Source organism: Polycladidibacter stylochi (genome assembly GCF_001562055.1).
GTDB lineage: Bacteria > Pseudomonadota > Alphaproteobacteria > Rhizobiales > Stappiaceae > Pseudovibrio > Pseudovibrio stylochi.
In genome coordinates, this window is record NZ_LLWE01000009.1 from 26376 (window position 1) to 46932 (window position 20557).

General features: G+C 44.6%; 14 protein-coding genes. 8 read left to right on the top strand and 6 right to left on the bottom strand.

The window, feature by feature from the left end; translation table 11 throughout:
• Window positions 1–206 precede the first annotated feature (206 nt).
• The 3 genes from AYK67_RS01710 (at window position 207) to AYK67_RS01720 (ending at window position 5878) form a co-directional block, all read left to right on the top strand.
• Window positions 207–2207 (top strand): methylmalonyl-CoA mutase family protein, encoded by a 2001-nt coding sequence (locus tag AYK67_RS01710; protein ID WP_068081453.1) that lies wholly within the window; start codon window positions 207–209, stop codon window positions 2205–2207.
• Window positions 2207–4363, top strand: a complete 2157-nt coding sequence (gene scpA / locus AYK67_RS01715) for a methylmalonyl-CoA mutase (protein WP_068081456.1) — start codon at window positions 2207–2209, stop codon at window positions 4361–4363. The genes AYK67_RS01710 and scpA overlap by 1 nt, the downstream gene beginning before the upstream one ends.
• Window positions 4364–4726: 363 nt before the next feature.
• Window positions 4727–5878 (top strand): ISAs1 family transposase, encoded by a 1152-nt coding sequence (locus AYK67_RS01720; protein WP_244266860.1) that lies wholly within the window; start codon window positions 4727–4729, stop codon window positions 5876–5878.
• 59 nt (window positions 5879–5937) lie between these two features.
• On the opposite strand, the gene AYK67_RS17035 is transcribed toward AYK67_RS01720, so the two are convergent.
• The 3 genes from AYK67_RS17035 to AYK67_RS01740 all read right to left on the bottom strand — a co-directional run bounded on the left by AYK67_RS17035 (window position 5938) and on the right by AYK67_RS01740 (window position 10681).
• A complete protein-coding gene (locus AYK67_RS17035; protein WP_156453020.1) occupies window positions 5938–6834 on the bottom strand; it encodes a hypothetical protein in 897 nt (298 codons plus the stop codon).
• 546 nt (window positions 6835–7380) lie between these two features.
• Entirely contained in the window at window positions 7381–9747 is a 2367-nt protein-coding gene (locus AYK67_RS01735; RefSeq protein WP_068081463.1) for a S8 family peptidase, read from the bottom strand.
• Between the two features lie 385 nt (window positions 9748–10132).
• Entirely contained in the window at window positions 10133–10681 is a 549-nt protein-coding gene (locus AYK67_RS01740; RefSeq protein WP_068081466.1) for a TetR/AcrR family transcriptional regulator, read from the bottom strand.
• A gap of 229 nt (window positions 10682–10910) precedes the next feature.
• Between AYK67_RS01740 and AYK67_RS01745 the strand changes: the two genes are divergently transcribed.
• The 3 genes from AYK67_RS01745 (at window position 10911) to meaB (ending at window position 13179) form a co-directional block, all read left to right on the top strand.
• On the top strand, window positions 10911–11231 hold the full coding sequence (locus tag AYK67_RS01745) for a heavy metal-binding domain-containing protein (protein WP_068081469.1): 321 nt from the start codon (window positions 10911–10913) through the stop codon (window positions 11229–11231).
• A 260-nt stretch (window positions 11232–11491) separates the two neighbouring features.
• Window positions 11492–12058: a DUF1131 family protein gene (locus AYK67_RS01750; RefSeq protein ID WP_162265066.1), complete on the top strand. Its 567-nt coding sequence runs from the start codon at window positions 11492–11494 to the stop codon at window positions 12056–12058.
• Between the two features lie 95 nt (window positions 12059–12153).
• Window positions 12154–13179 carry a methylmalonyl Co-A mutase-associated GTPase MeaB gene (gene meaB, locus AYK67_RS01755; RefSeq protein ID WP_420800591.1) on the top strand — a complete coding sequence of 342 codons (1026 nt, stop codon included), beginning with the start codon at window positions 12154–12156 and terminating at the stop codon, window positions 13177–13179.
• Here the strand turns inward: meaB and AYK67_RS01760 are convergent.
• Complete coding sequence (locus tag AYK67_RS01760) at window positions 13171–14193, bottom strand: asparaginase (RefSeq protein WP_068081475.1); 1023 nt, start codon at window positions 14191–14193, stop codon at window positions 13171–13173. The genes meaB and AYK67_RS01760 overlap by 9 nt on opposite strands.
• A gap of 41 nt (window positions 14194–14234) precedes the next feature.
• Window positions 14235–15464: an aminotransferase gene (locus AYK67_RS01765; protein WP_068081480.1), complete on the bottom strand. Its 1230-nt coding sequence runs from the start codon at window positions 15462–15464 to the stop codon at window positions 14235–14237.
• Between the two features lie 385 nt (window positions 15465–15849).
• Between AYK67_RS01765 and AYK67_RS01770 the strand changes: the two genes are divergently transcribed.
• Complete coding sequence (locus AYK67_RS01770; protein WP_068081483.1) at window positions 15850–17439, top strand: SulP family inorganic anion transporter; 1590 nt, start codon at window positions 15850–15852, stop codon at window positions 17437–17439.
• 128 nt (window positions 17440–17567) lie between these two features.
• The gene (locus AYK67_RS01775; protein ID WP_068081486.1) at window positions 17568–19376 is read left to right on the top strand and encodes an adenylate/guanylate cyclase domain-containing protein; all 1809 of its coding nucleotides are present in this window, start codon (window positions 17568–17570) and stop codon (window positions 19374–19376) included.
• 89 nt (window positions 19377–19465) lie between these two features.
• Here AYK67_RS01775 and AYK67_RS01780 read toward each other — a convergent pair whose 3' ends face one another.
• Window positions 19466–20338, bottom strand: a complete 873-nt coding sequence (locus AYK67_RS01780; RefSeq protein WP_068081489.1) for an EF-hand domain-containing protein — start codon at window positions 20336–20338, stop codon at window positions 19466–19468.
• Window positions 20339–20557 lie beyond the last annotated feature (219 nt).

Here is a 20557-nt window from a genome sequence, read left to right on the forward strand (position 1 = left end):
ATCTACCGTAGGGTCAATCGCAACAAGTAGAGGATAAATTACTCTAATGGCATTTCTTACCAAGGCATGAATGTAGGTTTTCTAACAATGCCTTGGCTTAATTTGATGGGAAAAGGACAAAAGTTAAAGCGGCTTCGCTCTCGTCCTAATGCATAGCTTGAAGTGGCTTGCATATCACACGTATAACGGCTTCGGAAGGACTTGCTATGGCTATTCAATACGTTAATCTTGCAAATGAATTTCTATCGTTTTCACAAAACGACTGGGAAGAAGCTGCTCTTAAGGCCCTTCGGGGGAGAGAATTAACAGCACTAGAATCTAAGGATCTCGACTCCCTAGAAATCCACCCCCTTTATTCCAGGGTGCTTGATAGTGCCCCATTAAAACTACGGGAAGGTTCTGTCCCTTGGACGATAACAGCACGAGCAGACTTTCCAAATCTGCAGTTGGCAAACAAACAGATTCTTGAAGACCTTGAAGGTGGGGCACAAGGATTAGAGCTTGTTTTGGCAGGCAGCATGCGCGCACGTGGATGCGGTTTGAATCTATTGAATGTCGATAATGCGCTCAAACTGTTTGAGGGTGTCAGGCTCGATCTTGTGGAACTAATGATTGATGCGGGGCGGTTGGGAAGCTCCACATTGGTTGTGGTACTCGAAGCCGCCGCCAGGCTTGGCGTGAGTGCTGACAAGCTCAAAATAACAGGTACAACGGATTTACCCAGCTATTTTGCCTCAAGTGGGGCTATGTATCTGACGAATGAACGATTACCGCGTTATATGGCGGATATAAAAGCGTTTATGCAGGAAAAAGCGCTTAAGGGGCCAGTCTTTCGCGCGGATGGCAGACTTTTTCATGATAGCGGTGCCAGCCCTGCATTAGAGCTCGCAATTGTATTATCTGGCCTTATTTATTATCTGCGCTCACTTGAAGAAGCTGGCTGCCAAGAAGATGACCTTGGCCGCTGGGTTTGTAGTGTGCTTTCTGCCACTAGTGACCAATTCACAACTATTGCCAAAGCGCGGGCACTGCGTTTGTTGTGGGCACAATTGCTCGAAGCCTCTGGTTTGAAGCAGCACTCCATTGCTTTACACATGGAGAGCTCTTATCGCATGATGACCAAGCACGATCCTTGGGTTAACTTGCTTCGCTCAACCACCGCCTGCTTTGCCGCTGGTATTGGTGGGGCCAATAGTGTGAGCGCTCTGCCACATACCAGTGCCTATGGCTGCCCAGACAGCATGTCCCGCAGGTTTGCAAGAAATATGCAGCTTATTTTGCAAGAGGAATCCCATATTGCAAAAGTTGGTGATCCATCCGCCGGTAGCGGGCTAATTGAGCAGCGTACTCATGACTTGGCAGCTCAAGCTTGGCAACTATTCCAGAAAATAGAGCAAGCCGGTGGGATAATGTCGGCTTTAGAGAATAAGCTAATCTTTTCTTTGATCGAAGATTGTCGTGCCCACGAGGATAAACTGGTTCGATTTGGCCATAGCAAAATTACAGGTACCAGCGCATTTCCAAACTTGAACGAAGAACCGCAGACAGTGAAAAGGTATAATACACAAGTACCTGAAAGTGGTCAGTTTGCGCGGTATCTACGCCAACCGGATGCCCAAGGCTCACAAATGAAGCAGTTGGCGGAGGCCATTCGGGAAGGGGCAAACACAACAGACCAAATACGGCTTGGTAAACAAGCTGAAGGTATTCTTTGCCCACCTATTAGTGCGGTTCGCCTTTCTAAACCGTTTGAGGCTTTGCGTGACAGCTCAGATTGTATCAAAGATGTCACGGGATCACGGCCCAAAGTGTTTTTGGCAACACTTGGCAATGTGAGCGCTTTCACTGGACGAGCAACATTTGCCAGCAACTTCTACGCTGTTGGTGGTATTGAAGCTTGTGGCGGCGAAGAATACACAAATCTTGAAGCCCTACAAAAGGCCTTTAAAGAAAGTGGCTCTGAAATTGCCTGTATTTGCGGCCAAGATGAAGATTACAAATCTTTAGGCCTAAACACACTGCGTGCCCTACAAGAAGCGGGCGCAAAAAGAGTTAGCCTTGCTGGTCGCCTGCGAGATGATCGAGAAGATTGGGACGAGGCTGGCCTCACAGCACAAGTATTTGAAGGCTGCGATATTCTTAGGGAATTACACCACTGTTACACTTACTTCACCGCATGTGCGGCCTGTGAATTGGAGACTACTTAATGAGCCGTTTCCCTGATTTCTCTAAGGTAGATTTTAAAACGAGTGCCCCGCACGCTGATTTAACCAACAATAATGAAGCAGACTGGCAAAGCCCCGAAGGCATTGCCATTCGCGGCAATTACGGATCTGATGATCTGGAGGGCATTCAACATTTAGACACCTGGCCAGGGCTTGCGCCATTCATGCGTGGCCCCTACCCTACCATGTATGTTCAGCAGCCCTGGACTATTCGCCAGTATGCCGGTTTTTCCACTGCTGAAGATTCTAATGCTTTTTACAGGCGCAACTTGGCAGCTGGTCAAAAAGGCCTTTCCATCGCCTTTGATTTGGCAACCCACCGTGGTTATGACAGTGACCACCCCCGCGTTGCCGGGGATGTGGGCATGGCTGGCGTGGCGATTGATTCCATCTATGACATGCGCACACTCTTCGATGGTATTCCGCTGGATAAAATGAGCGTGTCCATGACCATGAACGGTGCCGTGCTTCCGGTGATGGCGCTTTATATCGCGGCCGCCGAAGAGCAAGGCGTTAGCTCTGAAAAACTTTCGGGAACCATTCAAAATGATATCCTGAAAGAGTTTATGGTGCGGAACACCTATATTTATCCACCTGAAGCATCTATGCGCATTATCTCGGATATTTTTTCCTATACTGCACAGAACATGCCCAAATTTAACAGTATCTCCATTTCGGGCTATCACATGCAAGAGGCTGGTGCGACAGCTGATCTTGAGCTGGCCTACACAATCGCCGATGGCATTGAATATGCGCGTGCCGGTGTGGCTGCGGGCATGGAGATTGATCGCTTTGCGCCACGACTTTCGTTCTTTTGGGCGATTGGTATGAACTTCTTTATGGAAGTTGCCAAAATGCGTGCGGGTCGATTGATTTGGGCAAAACTGATGCGGGAAAATTTCAGCCCTGCTAACCCCAAAAGCCTATCCCTTCGCACCCATTCACAAACATCTGGCTGGTCGCTGACGGCACAAGATGTGTACAACAATGTGACGCGCACCTGCATTGAAGCTATGGCAGCGACGCAGGGGCATACACAATCTTTGCATACCAATGCGCTGGATGAGGCATTGGCCCTGCCTACCGATTTTTCAGCTCGAATTGCGCGAAACACGCAGCTATTTTTGCAACAAGAATCTGGTACCACACGGACAATCGACCCGTGGGGCGGCTCGTATTACGTTGAAGCTCTTACCAATGAGCTTGCGCTTAAAGCCCTTAGCCACATTGAAGAAGTGGAAGCCCTTGGTGGCATGGCAAAAGCCATTGAACGTGGCATTCCTAAGCTGCGTATTGAAGAGGCAGCTGCCAAAACACAAGCACGCATTGATAGTGGACACCAAAGTGTTATCGGGGTGAATAAATTCCGTCCCGAAAATGATCCACCGCTTGACGTTTTGAAGGTTGATAATGCTGAAGTCCGTGCCAAGCAGATAGCCAAGTTGCAACGCTTGCGTGAGGAGCGTGACGAGGCACAAACACAAGCAGCCCTGCAAGATTTGCAAGTTGCCTCGGAACGTGGAGAAGGTAATTTACTGGCTCTTTCTGTTGCTGCAGCACGAGCAAAGGCTTCGGTGGGCGAAATATCACTAGCAATGGAAAATGCGTTTGGTCGTCATAAGGCAGAGATTAAATCTATTGCCGGTGTCTATAAGCGCGAAGTAGGTAGCATGAACGAAAGCGTTCAAACTGTTGAAAAACTTGTCACGGCGTTTGAAGATAACGAGGGACGCCGCCCACGTATTCTGATTGCCAAGATGGGGCAAGACGGGCATGACCGTGGCCAGAAAGTTATTTCCAGTGCCTTTGCAGATCTGGGCTTTGATGTGGATATTGGTCCGTTGTTTGCCACACCGGATGAAGCTGCACGCCAGGCGGTTGAAAACGATGTTCATATTGTCGGTGTTTCTTCTTTAGCCGCTGGCCATTTGACTTTGGTCCCTGCCCTTAAGAAGGCACTTGCAGATGAAGGGCGCGAGGATATCATGATTGTTGTGGGCGGCGTTATTCCGCCACAAGACTTTGATGCGCTCTATGATGCCGGTGCTTCAGCAATCTTCCCGCCTGGTACTGTGGTTGCCGAAGCTGCCATCAATTTGATTGGCGAGTTGAACGAGAAACTTGGATACGTTCAATAATCCGTGAAACGGTCTTCACTTACGAACAGGTGCCCTCAGTTGGGCACCTGTTTTCTCGGCCAGTAAATAGTGACTGAAAGACTTATACATTATCGACATGAACTAGATAAATATACGCAGCGAGGTGGCAGGTCGTTGGCCCTGTGCGATTTATTTTCGAAGAAAAGTATCCAGCTTATTCAAAGTTACAAAACATATATCAATTACGCGTAATTCCCTTATGAGGCTGCAAACCTATCTCAAAACAAACGCAGCTAGCGGGTGGCATTAATCTGTTCCAATCCCAGGGCTAACGCATGAAGTCGCAGTGGGGATTCACATGATGAATCGAGTGGGTTAGAAGCTTCCTCTGTTTAGGAGGATGTGACTATATTTAAAGATCTACTTACAAGCTTTGGTCAAATTGCTGACCCGCGCCAGGTTCACAAAACGGAATATCGCCTTGAAGATATACTCGCCATAGCGGTATGCGCTGTGTTGGCAGGAGCGGAAAGCTACGAAGATATTGCCGATTATGGCGATTGTAAGCGCGAATGGCTGGGACAGTTTCTCTCTTTGCCCAACGGTATTCCCTCACACGATACTTTTCGGCGTGTGTTTATGCTTATTGATGCGGAGCATTTTGAGGCTTGCTTTTTGGGTTGGGCCCGTGCCGTATCCACTCTGCCAGCAAAAGAAGAAGCCTTGTCACATATTGCCATTGACGGCAAAACGCTACGCCGTTCATTTGATCGACGTAAAGGGCAATCACCGCTTCATGTTGTCAGCGCTTTTTCAACAGGCAGCGGCGTGACACTGGCACAGCGTGTCATAGGTGCCAAGAGCGGAGAAACAACTGTTCTAGCAGAGCTTTTAGAAGGTTTGGAGTTGCAGGGGAGCCTGCTATCGCTGGACGCACTCCACTGTAACAAGACAACAGTGGAGATCATTCTGGCCCAAGGAGCAGACTACCTGCTTGCCTTGAAAGGTAATCAGAAAAAGGCATATCGCGAAGTTCAGGGCTACTTTAAACAAAATGCTTTTGATGTACCTGCAAACATGCGTGCTATAGCCGACGCCTTTGATGAAACGCATGGACGCACAGTGCGCCGCAGGGTCTTTGCCTGCGAAGATGTGCAAGCACTGACAAGCCTAACTGACTGGCCCAAGCTGGCACAGGTACTGGCAGTGGAGACAATCTCTTCACTCAAAAACCCGCAGGGCGGCGGACCGTCAAAGGTCACCAGTGATATTCGCTATTTCCTGACCAGCGCACAAGCCTCATCAGTTGTTATTGCTGCTGCTATTCGTAACCATTGGGCCATAGAAAATTCTCTCCACTGGGTGTTGGATGTCGGCTTTCGTGAGGATGATAGCCGCATTCGTGACCGCAATGCTGCGGCAAACCTGAGTGTATTGAGGAAAATCGCCATCAACCTTGTGAAGGCTGATACCACCAAAAAGGGCAGCATTAAAAGACGCAGAAAAACCGCAGGCTGGAACAACGACTATATGCAAAAAATCATCGCATTATAGCTTCATGCGTTTGCCCTGGTTCCAATCCAGCAAGGTTCAAGTGCTTCGCTCTACCCCTCTTAAAGGCCGTGATCTACTTTAAATTCCCTAGGTTCAATTGTTCGATTAGAAACTTGATCTGTATTAGAATTTTCTTTCCAAAAGTCAAATAAATCTATGTTGTCATCCAGTTTTTCAAGAATTGCGACTTGATCGGTTGTTTCTTCTTTGAAGGGTGCTTCAAGGCCAAATAACGTCGAAGCATCACCTAATACAACATTGTTAAAGTGTTTTATTTTTTTAAGCTGCCCATAAATCTGGTTGCTTTCAATAGTCAGATTTTCATTTGAGTGCACTCCAACACGCATTATCTCAGGTCTTACACACTCGTAATAAGCAAAATTGTTTGTTGTCGGTGGATGAAATAGAAGATGTTGTGGCGCAAAATAACTTGATGGCACAAGAAACTTAAGTGTTGAGGTTCTTTTATTAGTGCTTTCGCGATAAACTTGCAATTTTAGTATTTTTTGATTGTAAGGCTCTGAAGTCGTTTGCATGTGAATCTCACCAGAAGTAGACATAGCTATTCGCCTAAGATCACTCTCATTTCTGATTTTGTTTAAAGTAGTAAAATATACGTAGTACACGTTTTCGAGTTTCTGAGTGCCTTCAAGATTCCAAGCTGATGACCAAAGCTCACTACACGATCTTATGCTGATAGCAGCCTTCGCATTTGTGTGGTGGTATACTTCTATATAGAAATCTCCATCCGCCTGCTCTTGATATAGACCCGATGCATATCTGGTTAACTTCTTTCCTCCCCAAAAGATGCAGTTGTATAATTGGGAGCCATCAGGAAATGAGCGCAAAAAACCTGATGGGACAATTTCGACTTTAATCCGTTCGGCTTTGCTACTTTTGGGTGCTTTTACGTCGATTGAAAAAACAGCTTTTCTCTCTTCATGTCTCTCAGACATGGCAATTATAGGAGCCCCGAAAAAACTTGGTATGTGTAGCGTTTTACATTTGGAGCAAATAGTACATCAGGTATTAAATAACTACGCCCTTTACTATGAGCAAGCCTAACTTTAATTTGCCCTTCATGCTTCGTCGCATCATCAAAATCTTCTCGACCCAATGAAAAAGAGTCGTACACAATACGCTTCAATTTAAAGCCCTATCGAAAAGTTGCTAGTTTTCGTTGACTATTTATATACCTTTTGCCCGCCTTTTTTAAATTCCTCAATAGCCTCCCCATAAAACTATCATCTGAGCCGAGGAGGTAAAAAGCTTAAATGCTTTTCTAGCATGTCATAATAGATCGCCAATATTATTACACCAAATATTATATTTTATCATGGTTTCAGAACCTACCCCCTAATAGGGCTCTATATTAATCTAGAAATGTAGTAGCTTGATTGCTAACTCAAGTTATCTGGTATCAAAACCACACATCTAGTAGCAGAGTACAAACTTCAATGTGAGCCAGAGAGTATTCCCCACTGGCCCTTTCGTAAGTAAACTTAAAAATGATGCGTGATACGCGCTAGCGCTGTGGCACCTAACTTGCCCTTTTCATGGCCTTCATTAACAGCCACTGCTGTACCAAACCGCAAGCTGGTACCGGCTGTTATTTGCGTATTGTAGTCTACGCCAAAGTCAAATTGCCTAGCTTCTGGTGCCAAATCCAGTTCAAGCTCTTCAAAAATGACATTTTCCTGCTTATCTCGCCCTGTGGCAACCCGCATAGTTGCCTGACCGCTTTCAACCCGCATTGGCTGACTGATTGAAAGAGAGAAACTATCGTTATTCATCAGCAAGTCTTGCCAGGTTGCTCCCACAGAAAAACCGGTAAACAGCGTTTCATCCATATCTGTTACCAGCCCCGCGGCATGGCCACGGCTCAAGCCAAGCTCAGCTGATGCAAACATCTTTGCTCCAGCGACAGGTGCACTCACGCCCATATTCAACATGGATGTCAAGCTTGAGAATTGTTCCTGCTCGGTCTGTGTATCTGTAAATGATAGTCCGAGCACCGCTCCTTGTTCGCGCATTGCTGTAAGACCAATATTGAATGAAAGGTCGTTAGCAAACGAGAAGTTACGTACAGCGCTTAGGCCATATACTTCGCGGTTCGTTATGGATGCATCTGCAAAAGAGAGCATTGCAAACGTGTCACCATTCGATAAGCTTTGCGTTGCTCCCATAGCAATACCATTTGGTGCAAGAGAGAATGCCGAGGTATTTTCTGCAAGAACACTATTTTGTTGCGCAGCAAGACCAAAACTAGAAGCAAGTTCTTGCGTTGTTCCAAAGCCTACCTTCCATGCACCAACTTCAAGCGGCGCTGAATTTGAAGAAAAAGCAAAGCTTGCTGTTTTTGGTGATGAATTCTCATTCAAGTTAGTTGTTTTGAAACTGCCGAGCTTACCTGCTAACTTTGTGGTGCCATCTTGTTTCAGGCTTAACAAGGTATTGGCTTGTAACTTAAAGTCCGTACCCAAGCTATCGAAAACTGCGATTTTCTTTCGCGCTAATGCATTGTTTAAGCTGGCACCGTATGCTTGACCTACTGTCATTACTGATTGAGATAGCTCTTTGACTGAACCGCGCGCCTTGCCTGTTTGCGGTGTGCCTACTTTACCTATTGGCAGCAATGCTGCCCGCAAATCCATCATACCATGGCCGAATTCGCGGCTGTAATCGTGGGTAACCCCATTTCCAAAGTCTACGTGACCTTCCTTGACAAAATTACCAAACCTATTGTTTGCGGATGCGAGCAGACGATCGACCAGTTCTTTCGGTTTTAACGAAGGAAAAGCTTCGGCGAGTAATGCGACACCACCAGAGACTTGCGGTGCTGCAAAGGAGGTACCTCCAACATTGGTTTCATCATTTTCAACGTTACCAGCTACGAACATCAACCCAGTAGCCCCAAGGCAGTACTTAGCTGAGTCAAAACACTTAGAAGAAGCTCTTGAGAGTTTACTTACTCCATTATCATCGTAGGGAGTAAAGTTTCCGACGGAAATAAACTTACCTTGTAATTCAGATATATACTCAGGTAAAACAGTTTCTATTGTTGATTCAGTTTCATCGTTATTGTTAGAAATTGCAAAAACGATAACTCCTTGCTTACTAAATTCTTTTAATGCATTAAAGTAATTGTTAATTTCAATTGCGGCAATATTTCGTTTAGGAAATCCGTATATATGCTGACCGAGCACTTCTTCTAATGTGAAGTGATTTAAGTAAGTATCAACCTCACCTCGATACAGGTAATTACCTAATTCATCTGTTATCCCCCAAGAGTTATTTTGTACGACAGAGCCTTTTCTTGCTGCATCTCGTATCTTGTTATCTAGGTCATAGATATCGCCATGTTTGATAAAATATAAATCAGAGTTATACGCAACACCATGTGATCCTTTACCATTTTTTGCACCAGCAGCGACAACTGCCACATTTGAACCGTGGTAATAGGTACTATTGGTTTCTACAACACCATATATTTTCTTCGTAAGCAAATCTATGTTATTATTATTAAAGTAGCTATCTATAATAGTTATTATTTGATTTTTACCTGATAAACCTACGGAATAGGCAAATGCTACATTAATATCATCCATGTGATGTATTATTGAATCTTTTTTAAGATCATAATAATCGCGACCTAGTTTTATTGCTAAGGTAAACTCTTTGTCATCATAAATTTTTCTAACTTTATCTATATCAAATTTATCTACATATTCATATGTTCCATTGGAGCTATATAAAATTCCCGGCTGTTTGCTATTATTACTAGAACCACTTCCGCCGCCACTGCCGCCACTGCCGCCACCGCAAGCAGCAAGAGCCAGTAGTGAAATAGATATTAAATATTTATTCATGTTTAACCCATCAACAACTAATGTATAATCATAAAAAATATAACTTATAACTTTGAATATTTTAAGAACTTAGTTTACTCAACTATTATGCATATAAGTATAACATATAAATGCACCGAAATTAATCGGATTTAACTTAAATAAATTTTACTAAAAACTATATACTATACTGATATTTACTAGTGAAAACATCTTAAACTCGTATAGTAATATCATTACTCCAAAGTAATAGACTAATAACAATATTTGATTTAGCAGGAATCAAACTACAGTTATATTTCTCTAAGTACAAATCACTAGGATTAGTACATTGTGTCTATTAGGAGACCCTAAGATAACTATCCAACTATATTTATTTTTTAAATTGTGGAGAAAAGTTGCAGACCTAATCCTTTTGGATATCCACTGCAAGCTGTACCAACTGTTCAATACTTGGAGATTGTGAACCAAAAGCGCGTAATAGCATGCCACCGAGCATAGAGCAAAGTATTGCCTCTGCTTTTTCTTTGCCAAATAGGTAGCTAATCATTGATAAATATGAACCCCGAATATCTTTAATGTTTTTATCATTTGAAATGGCTTCACTTCCTATCTCGCGCATATAGTCGTGCAATAGAGCTATATGGCTACGAAATATACTATCAATATCTATTAATATTTCAAAGTATGCCTTTTTCTTTTCTTCAAAATCCAATCGTCTACCTGCAAATTTTTCCTGAACATATTTCTGCCTAGAGCTAGAGATGTACTTACAAACTGAAACAAAAATTTCGGTTTTACTGGGAAAATAATGATAGAGTGAACTTTTTGAAACCCCAAGTTCCTTTGCAATCTCGCGCATGCCAATTGCAGCAAAGCCTGTATGGCGAAAAACAAGCATTGCCTTTTGGGTTAACTCCATTCTGTAGGCATCATGATCGACAATTTTGGGCACAACTTATTCCTAGACACGCAACAACTGTGCATTGCACATACCATAATTAATGGGTGTTTTTAATTGCAAGTTCAATAGCTGCCTCATTGTTTTACAGGTTACCAAACGGTATTTTATTATTCTAAGTGGTATAACGGATAATTTCGCTTCAAAGTCGGGGTTTTAAAATAGGCAGGGCTTCCTACCTATTATCTACCGTTGAAAGCAATTATTTGGAAGGACGTTTACCATGCTTATTACAACAACAAATAGTTTAGAGGGTCATAAAATCACCAGTTACAAAGGGCTTGTCGTTGGTGAAGCTATTTTGGGTGCCAATGTTTTTAAAGACCTTTTTGCCAGTATTCGCGATATTGTTGGTGGCAGATCGGGGGCATATGAGGAAGAGCTTGAGCGCGCTCGCACAATCGCAATAAACGAGATGCAAGAAAGAGCCCAGCAGTTGGGTGCGAATGCAATTGTCGGGGTTGATATCGACTATGAAACAGTAGGCCAAGGTGGCTCTATGCTCATGGTCACTGCAGCAGGTACGGCGGTCACTTATAGCTAAAACCTACTCAAAGTAAGGGTGCAAAAGCGCCCTTATTTATTCAAGATGGGCTGATTTTTCTACCGAGAGCCGACTATTAGATTTGTTCTTATTCCAAAAAAAGTAATTATCAATAGGCTCTGGAATTGAATTTCGTTTATATAAGTGCAAGATTTAAACTGTTGTTTAACAATAAGAAGAATATGCCAATGACTTTGCGCAGATTAGCTTGCATGCTCCTTCCCTCCATAATCCTTGTTAGTATCAGCGGTTGTTTACCTATGGTTGACAAAGGGGATTTGGAAGCAACACCGCCCCCAAAAAACTCAGGGTTTGTAATTGGCAGTAACCATGTTGGTGATATTACTGCACAAACACCCTACCAACTAGAACAATTCAGTAAGATACCTAGTGTCAGCAAGGTAGAAAAGACCCGCACCACTTTACCACTTCATAGCGTCAATGCCCTAAGTCTTATTGATCGTGAAGGGCAACAAGAACTGCTGGTTATCGGAAAAACTCAAATTAACAGCATTCAAGGTATTGGCCCTAAGGTTGTTGGCCCTAATGGTGAGAAAATCGGCGATTCTTTTCAATCTACGAAAATGCAGGTTAATCAATGTAAAGCGGGATTAAACCTCTGGTTTCGTTTACTCATTTGTAAAGTTAAAACCAATGAGAATATCAAGCTAGTCTTTACAGCTCCCGGTTATGACGGCAATCCAGATTTTCTACCTAATAAAAACGTTTTAAAGAAATCAACTTTAAAGAAAATTGTCTGGTCTCCACCTGTTCCTAAAGATGACAACCAGCCCCTCCAACATAAAGACAAAGTCAAGAACTCCTAGGTGGTTCAGGCTCCATTCTAATGCCTAACTTGGCTTGCCTTGCTATCTATCATAAACAGCTAGTTTAAGTATTGTTTTGAGGTATAGGCAGGCCAATGGATCTTTCAGATATTACCGTGGAAATGAACGCGCAAACCGCTTTATTGGCAACGAACCTTACCAAAGGCAACCGTGCGGCTCTAGCACGGGCAATTACATTGGTTGAGTCTAAAAAGGCCGCGCATCGCCAGCAAGCCGAAGCTCTGCTGGCGCACTTGATGGCAAAAACCGGCAACTCACTTCGCCTGGGGATTACCGGCGTACCCGGGGTGGGTAAATCGACAACAATTGATAGCTTTGGCAGCAATTTAACCGCTATGGGTCACAAGGTTGCCGTTTTGGCTGTAGACCCCTCTTCCACGCGCCATGGCGGTTCTATTTTGGGTGATAAAACACGTATGGAGCGATTGAGCTATGATGAGAACGCATTCATACGTCCTTCTCCAACTGCAGGTACATTAGGGGGCGTTGCTGCAAAAACCAGAGAAACGATGCTATTATGCGAAGCCGCCGGTTATGATATTATCATCGTCGAAACAGTTGGTATCGGACAATCTGAAACAACTGTTGCGCAAATGGTTGATTTCTTTTTGGTTCTTATGCTGCCGGGTGCCGGAGATGATTTACAGGGCATCAAAAAAGGCGTTCTGGAGATTGCCGATTTGATTGCTGTAAATAAAGCTGATGGTGATAACGAGGTACGGGCTCGTGCTGCGGCATCTGAGTATCGCGCTGCACTGAACATCATGAGCCCGCGATCTCCACACTGGAACGCTAAAACTCTCTTGATATCAGGATTAAAGAACATCGGGCTTGATGCTCTGTGGGATGAAATCGAGCAGTTTCGAGCCGTGATGGTGAAAGAAGGTGTGTTTGACAAGAAGCGTAGCCAACAACAAATCGATTGGATGTGGAGCCTATTACAAGATAAAGTTATGAGCGCTTTACAGGGCGATCCAAGCATTCAATCACTTATACCGAAGCTGAAAACCTCTGTGTATGCTGGAGAGTTGCCTGCTACTGCTGCAGCCAGCAAGTTGGCCGCAGCATTTTTCAGTTCAAAAAAGGAACAGCTATTTTGACTTTAGCTCTGCAAGTAATCCCTCACTTGCGGTGATATCACCAACATGAATGGCGCGGCGGTTCTTTAGAGGTTGTGTAGCCCAAGGCATAAGTTGTTTGTATTCGCTTTTGTTGAGCTGCAACAGCTTCTTCAGGACAGTTGCCATCATCACTTCGGCCCCGCGGGTTGTGCCATCGTCGCATTTTAAAGCAATACCGTAACCCAGCTCTGGAAGTGAAGCGCAAAACACGCCTTCCGCTCCCACTTTTACAAAGACCCGCCCTTGAAATATATCCATGATGCTGGTGCAAAAGCGCTCTTTACCAGCGACCATATACGGTTCATTGACACAAGCTTCGTACAGGGTCTCGCAGGCTTGCCCCCGTTCTTGCGCCATATTTTCACCAGTCCCAAACTTTGCAAATGCGAAGGCCAATTTGTCGAGCTCAATCGCATAGGTCGGAATGGAGCAACCATCAATACCTGCTTGTTCCTGACTCAGCTTTGCACCTGTAAGGTCTTCCAGAATATTTCTGATTTCTTGCTGTATTGGGTGATCGTAATCAATATAGTTCGCAGTCGGAACACCAACCACCTTTGCCAATCCTAAAAAACCGGCATGCTTACCCGAGCAATTGTTATGCAGCGGGCATGGGCTACTATCCGTTTTTGCCAGCTCGATTGAATCGTCCAAGTGGCGTGGCCAATGAGACCCGCACATTAAATCTTCTTCACTTAAACCGGCTTTCATCAACATGACCCGCGCGGTATTTACATGTACCGACTCGCCATTATGTGAGGCACAGGCAAGCGCAAGTTCTGCATCATCAAAATCTAAAGCCTCAGCAGCACCGCTTTCAACCAATGGTATTGCTTGCAGCGCTTTAATTGCCGAACGAGGAAAAACCCGTTGTTGCACGTTACCAATACTGAAAACTGATGACCCGCTTTCATCCATTATTGAAATGGCACCCGTGTGCCTACTCTCGATAATATTACCTCTTGTAACGTCCACTAAAACGGGATTGCTCATTGCCCGAAACTTTCCTGATGATTGTATGCTATTATTGAATTCTACTGTGAATGTACCGCATGCGCCCATTGCGTATGGCTTGTCAACCATTGACGCAAGCGCTCGAGAGCTGCATTCAATGTTTCTTCTGACTTACAAAAGCAAAAGCGTATGTGGGTTTGCGGTGCATTACTAATATAAAAAGCCGAAAGAGGTACAGCAGCCACACCGGCTTGAGTTATCATCGCCATAATAAATTGTAGGTCTTGGCTGCTTTGTTCGCTCCGTGCGGCATTTTTTTCGATAACGTGTGGCAGGAGTTGCTCAATGTCACAATTGAGGAAGTAACTACCTTCACAAACATCCACAATAAAGCCCAGCTTTTGTAGACCACTCGCCAATAAATCACGTTTGCACTGCATATCCTCGCTTAAGCTATGGTAGAATTTGTCGGGCAATGACAGTCCCGCGGCAACTGCGTGCTGCAAAGCTGGTGGCGATGTGAAAGTTACAAACTGATGTGCCTTTGAAATGGTCGACAATATGTTTTTTTCTGCAACCACATATCCGATTTTCCAGCCGGTCATTGAAAACGTTTTACCCGCAGAACCGATTTTTACTGTGCGATCAGCCATGCCTTTGAGTGAAATCAACGGTATGTGTTTTTTATCCTCAAAAACAATATGCTCATAAACTTCATCGCAAATAACATAGCAATCATTTTCAATCGCCAGCTTTGCTATCAATTCCAGCTCTTGTTTTGTGAACACTTTAGCTGAAGGATTCATAGGATTGTTTAATAATACTGCTTTTGTGTTCTCGCTAAATGCAGCTGCCAAATCATTTTCCGATAACTGCCAATTGGGCGGCGACAATCGAACACGTTTGGGAATACCGCCTGCGCGAAATACAAGGGGAAGATAACAATCATAAAGAGGTTCGATAAGTATGACCTCATCGCCTGGTTCGATCAGCGCTAATAAAGTATCGGCCAGAGCCTCCGTTGCGCCTGATGTCACCAGAACCTCGCAATCAGGATCAAAGTTTAAATCATAGAACCGCGACATGTGCTCACTCACTGCCGAGCGCAATTCTTTGATTCCGAGCATCGGAGGATATTGGTTAGAAGCTTTCAATATTGCTTTTGATGCAATTTCCCGCAGTTCATAGGGGCCGTCTTCCTCTGGAAAGCCCTGCCCCAAATTGATTGCATCATGCGCGATTGCAAGGCGGGTAATTTGCTCAAATATAGTGGTTTTAGCCTCGGCAAAAACGGGGTTCATAGGCTTCATCGACAAATCACTCCAGCAAAACGGTAATGCAACTCAATAGCGCTTAATAATCAAAAATGCGGCCCAAACATGTTGGAGGCCAATGAATATTTCTTAGTGATAACTTTTCCACGGCTAACAACTCGAATATGCGGTAATTCCTGACTAATAGTCTAGTGTATTACTGCAAATTCCCGTTTAAAAACCTCAAGCTTATGCGATGCACGGGTTTCCCCACATTGTTGCATAGCATTTATGTAAAAAATGCATATCGTTTCTAGGTAAGTCTGATATAAGAACGCAACTAAATAAGGCTTCCTTATACAAGAATTCTGCTTCATTTGAGCTACATATAAAGCAGTTATTTTGCCTGCAATTTAACACTGTAAGAAACAGGAGATGCCACTTGCATTCTTCCGGAGACGCCGTTGCGCGCCCAAAAGACGGCTTTTCAGCCGCAACTATTAAAACTGAAGTACTATCTGGCCTGACCGTTGCCCTGGCATTGGTTCCCGAGGCTGTTGCTTTTGCTTTTGTAGCCCATGTTGACCCGCTGGTTGGCCTTTATGCTGCTTTCATCGTTGGCTTGATCACCGCTGTTTTTGGTGGCCGCCCGGGTATGATTTCTGGTGCCACCGGTGCTCTCGCTGTGGTTATGGTTTCACTTGTGGTTACCCATGGCGTTGAATATCTTTTTGCGACAGTCGTTTTGATGGGACTTTTACAAGTCGCATTTGGCCTGTTGCGTTGGGGCAAATTCATTCGCATGGTCCCACACCCGGTTATGCTGGGGTTTGTGAATGGCCTCGCAATTGTTATTTTTCTTGCACAGCTTGGGCAGTTTAAAATCATTGATCCAGCAAGTGGGGCATCTCAATGGCTTCAAGGAGCCGATATGATGCTGATGCTTGGTCTGGTAGCACTTACAATGGTTGTTATCTGGCTACTGCCAAAACTAACCAATATTGTACCAGCACCATTAGCCGGGATTTTGGTTGTATCTGCTGTTGTCATCGGTTTGGGCCTTGATGTGCGTAGTGTTGGCGATATGGCTTCTGTTGCTGGTGGACTGCCAGAATTTCATATTCCCCAAGTCCCATTTGATCTGGAAACACTAAAGATCATTTTCCCATACTCATTGATCCTCGCTGCCATCGGCTTGATCGAAAGTCTTTTGACCTTAAACCTCGTTTCCGAAATGACCGGCAAGCGTGGTGGGGCCTCTCGTGAATGTCTGGCGCAAGGTGCTGCAAATGTTGTCACAGGCTTCTTCGGAGGTATGGGTGGTTGTGCCATGATCGGCCAATCAATGATTAACGTAAAATCAGGTGGCCGTACGCGCCTTGCCGGCATTGCTGCAGCGTTATTCCTGCTGTGTTTCATTTTATTTGCTTCCCCACTCATCGAGCAAATACCGCTCGCGGCTCTTGTCGGGGTTATGTTCATGGTGGTTGTTGGAACATTTGCTTGGAATACATTCAAAATCTTGCACAAAATACCGCGCACTGACGCTGTTGTGATTGCACTCGTAACCGGCGTTACAGTCTATTCAGACTTGGCAGTTGCTGTGGTTGTTGGCGTTATTGTTTCGGCATTGGCTTATGCATGGAATGCATCCAAGCGTATTAACGCGCAAACAACTATTAACTCGGAAGGGCATAAGATCTACCGGTTGGAAGGTCCGCTGTTTTTCGGATCCGCTTCAGGTTTCCAAGAAATCTTTGACCCAATTAGCGACCCTGATGATGTCATTGTTGACTTCATCAACTCACGTGTGGTGGACCACTCCGCACTCGAGGCGATTGATGCTTTGGCAACCCGCTATGAGCAGCAAGGCAAAACCTTGCATCTTCGTCACCTTACCCCGGACTGTAAACGCCTGTTAAAACGCGCCGGAGATCTGGTGGAGGTTACCGTGATGGAAGACCCGAACTACGGTATTGCTGTCGACTATCATGGCGATATTGATGTACCAGCTGCTGCGAAAAACACCTAGTTGCAGTCAGTTGTTAACGCTTTACAGGCAGAACCTTTAAAAGGTTCTGCCTATTTTTTTACTCTTATTATACTCATAATTGTACTATCAGTGTTCTGGATTCAGATTATCGATTCAAGAGCCTCTTCATGAAGTTACCGCGTTTCCGACTGCCACTGGTTACAGTTCTAAGCCTTTTGGTAATCGGGTTAATTATCGTAACAAGCCTTGCCTTTCTTGCTTTAAACAACAGAAATGCGCATAGTAATTTGCGTTTGACTATGAATGTGCTGGCCAATTCACGACTTAATCACCTGCAAAGAGAAATCAACAAGGCCATTCAAGGGATTGAATATCAAGCGGCTTATACTGAAAGAGCGATAATAAGCGGTGCAATTGATTTAAAAAACGCTAAGGAAGTTGATGCTTATGCTTCCGGGATGACGGCTGCAACACCCTATTTAACAAAGATCTCCTTTGTGTCCTATGGAGGAGATGTCATCGAAATTACTAGATCACAGTCCACCGGCGAACCAATTGCAAAATCCTTTAGAAGCTGGGAATCGCGCCCTTATTCGGCTGCCCTCAAACTACTTCAACATGCCCAAGATCCCCAATGGACTGGAATGCAAGATTTACAACAATGGGGTGGGCGTTATATCCAGTATCTTTACCCTGTATTTGATGGCAGCCAGCCAAAAACCATGATGATTTTCTCTCTTTCACTCAAAGAGTTATCCCGCTTGATGCAAGAGCTTTCCAGTGATGAAATGACCGTGTTTTTGGTAGATAGCCACAACCGCATTTTAGCACACCCAGAATTACTATTAGATCAGTGGGGGGAACGTGCGGTTACAGCATTGGCACCGGCACGAGACCAACTCTCCGCGATACAGCAACAAAACCCTCTTTATGTTTTAGATCACCAAAAGATCAACGTTTACCAGATCAAAAATCAAGGAAAATCCTATCTATTCACTGTAGGTCCGACGCAACATTTTTATAAGTCATTGGACTACCGCGTTGCATGGTCGATGCCCAGCGCTCTTGTCGAAGAACGTGAAAATGCACTACTACAAAATGTTGGTCTGGGTATTGGTCTGCTGTTTGCCAGTGTGCTTTTTGCAGTAATCCTGGCCTATTTTATATCTGTGCCCGTACGAAGAGCCGTGAACGGTGTCACTCAGGTATCCAAATTTGATATTCGCGAGGTACGTCCACTGCCGCGCAGTTCATTTTCCGAGATTGACCAGCTTGCCCTTTCCTTTAACAGAATGTTGCGTGGGCTTCAGTCTTTTGGCCGTTATGTCCCGGTTGAGTTGGTATCCCGCCTCATTCGTGAAAGGCGCATTGGAGCACAATCGGAAAATCGCCAGTTGGCCGTTATGTTTACAGATATAGCCGGATTCACCAGTCTATCTGAGAAAATGAATGCGGAAGAAACCGCAGAGTTTATCAATCATCACCTTGAACTTATCGGCTCTGCAATAAGCGCCAACCAAGGCACTATTGACAAGTTTATCGGTGATAGTGTGATGGCATTTTGGGGGGCTCCAGAAACAATGGAAAACCCTTCAGCACATGCGGTAAGAGCGGCACAAGATATTGCAACAGCACTGCATAAAGATAACATCCTTCGTGCAGAGAAAGGTTTAGAGCCGGTGCGCGTACGCGTGGGCATACATCTTGGTCCGCTCGTTGTGGGGGATATCGGCACTTCAGAGCGCAGGAATTACACGGTAATCGGCGATACAGTTAACATTGCCTCGCGGCTGGAATCGCTTGGTAAAGAAGTCGCCCTAAATGAGGTGATTGTTATTTTATTATCTGGCACAATTGCTGAGCAACTTGACAATACGGTCCAGTTAGAAAGCCTCGGCGCGTACAGGCTGCACGGAAAAAATGAGGCGATTGATGTTTACCGCCTCACTGTTCACGCTCCAGAAAACTCGATTTGAGTTTATAGTTTTAGCCATGTTGCTATAAGTTATAAGCCACGATAGGTAGCCAGAGGCTACCTATCGCATTTGGTTGCACTTGAGCGGTATTAGTCTCTGTTCCAACCACAATCTTTACGGGAATGGTGGCGGTCTTTAGAGTGGTGTTTCCCTTTTCTGTCCTTACGATCGTAGTTTTTGCGTTGGCGATCCGCTGAAGAAATAACGCCATCGCTATTGCGGTCTAATCGATTGAACATTGCTTGATGTTGAGTAGTGAACTCTTCCTTTGGAATGACCAAGTTGCCATCATCATCCATAGACTGGAAGCGTTTAACCTGCATAGGCTCCGTATACTTTGCGGTTACTTGTTTGAAGGCGTTCAAATCGAGATCACCGTTCGCAAACAGTGGCTTCGTAAATGCCTGAATTTCAGCCTCGGATAGTTTACCATTCCGGTCACTATCAATTTCTGCCATCATACCCATGACGCCGACAGGCCCGGAGCCACGACCAGAAAAGCCTTTGCCATCATAATTCTGCCGATACCCCTTAGAGTCGCGGTTTTTATAATTTTTTTGTCCCATACGGCGTTCCATACCGTATGAAATACTATTCATTACCTTGATAGCCTCAGCTTCTGTTATTTTGCCATTTCCATCCAAATCCAAGCGCTGGAATGTACGTACAAGTCGTGGGGCCTTGTTATGCATTGGCGAAGCTTTAAACTCTGCCAAGGTAATTTCACTGTTATTGTCTTTATCCATTTGAGCAAATAGCTTAGCCTGTGCTTCTGCGGCCTCGCTTTTTGTTACCAATCCGTCTTTATTTAAATCCATCTGCTGCATCATTTGGCTTTGAGGACGTGCGGATGCACCATTTTTTTGGCCTCCCCAAAACGGTTTTGCATTGGCTGCAGTTACCCCTGTAAGTAACAGGGCAATGAGGGCTGCTGAATGTCCGGCGACTTTAAGAGTTTTCATCATAAATTCCTTTCAACTTCATTCTGCGCTGTGTTGATAGGAATAAACTAGCTATGAGGTGTCGCATAAGAATGGCAAGGAATGACTGTTTTTGTTAGATTTTATGGCAAGAGCGGGCTGTGATACAGTTTGTTACACTTTATCTTTGGCGGCTCATTCCCAAATGCAGTTATCAATCCTAAACTGACTTGAAGCTTTGAGAGTAATCGTTTGGTAAAT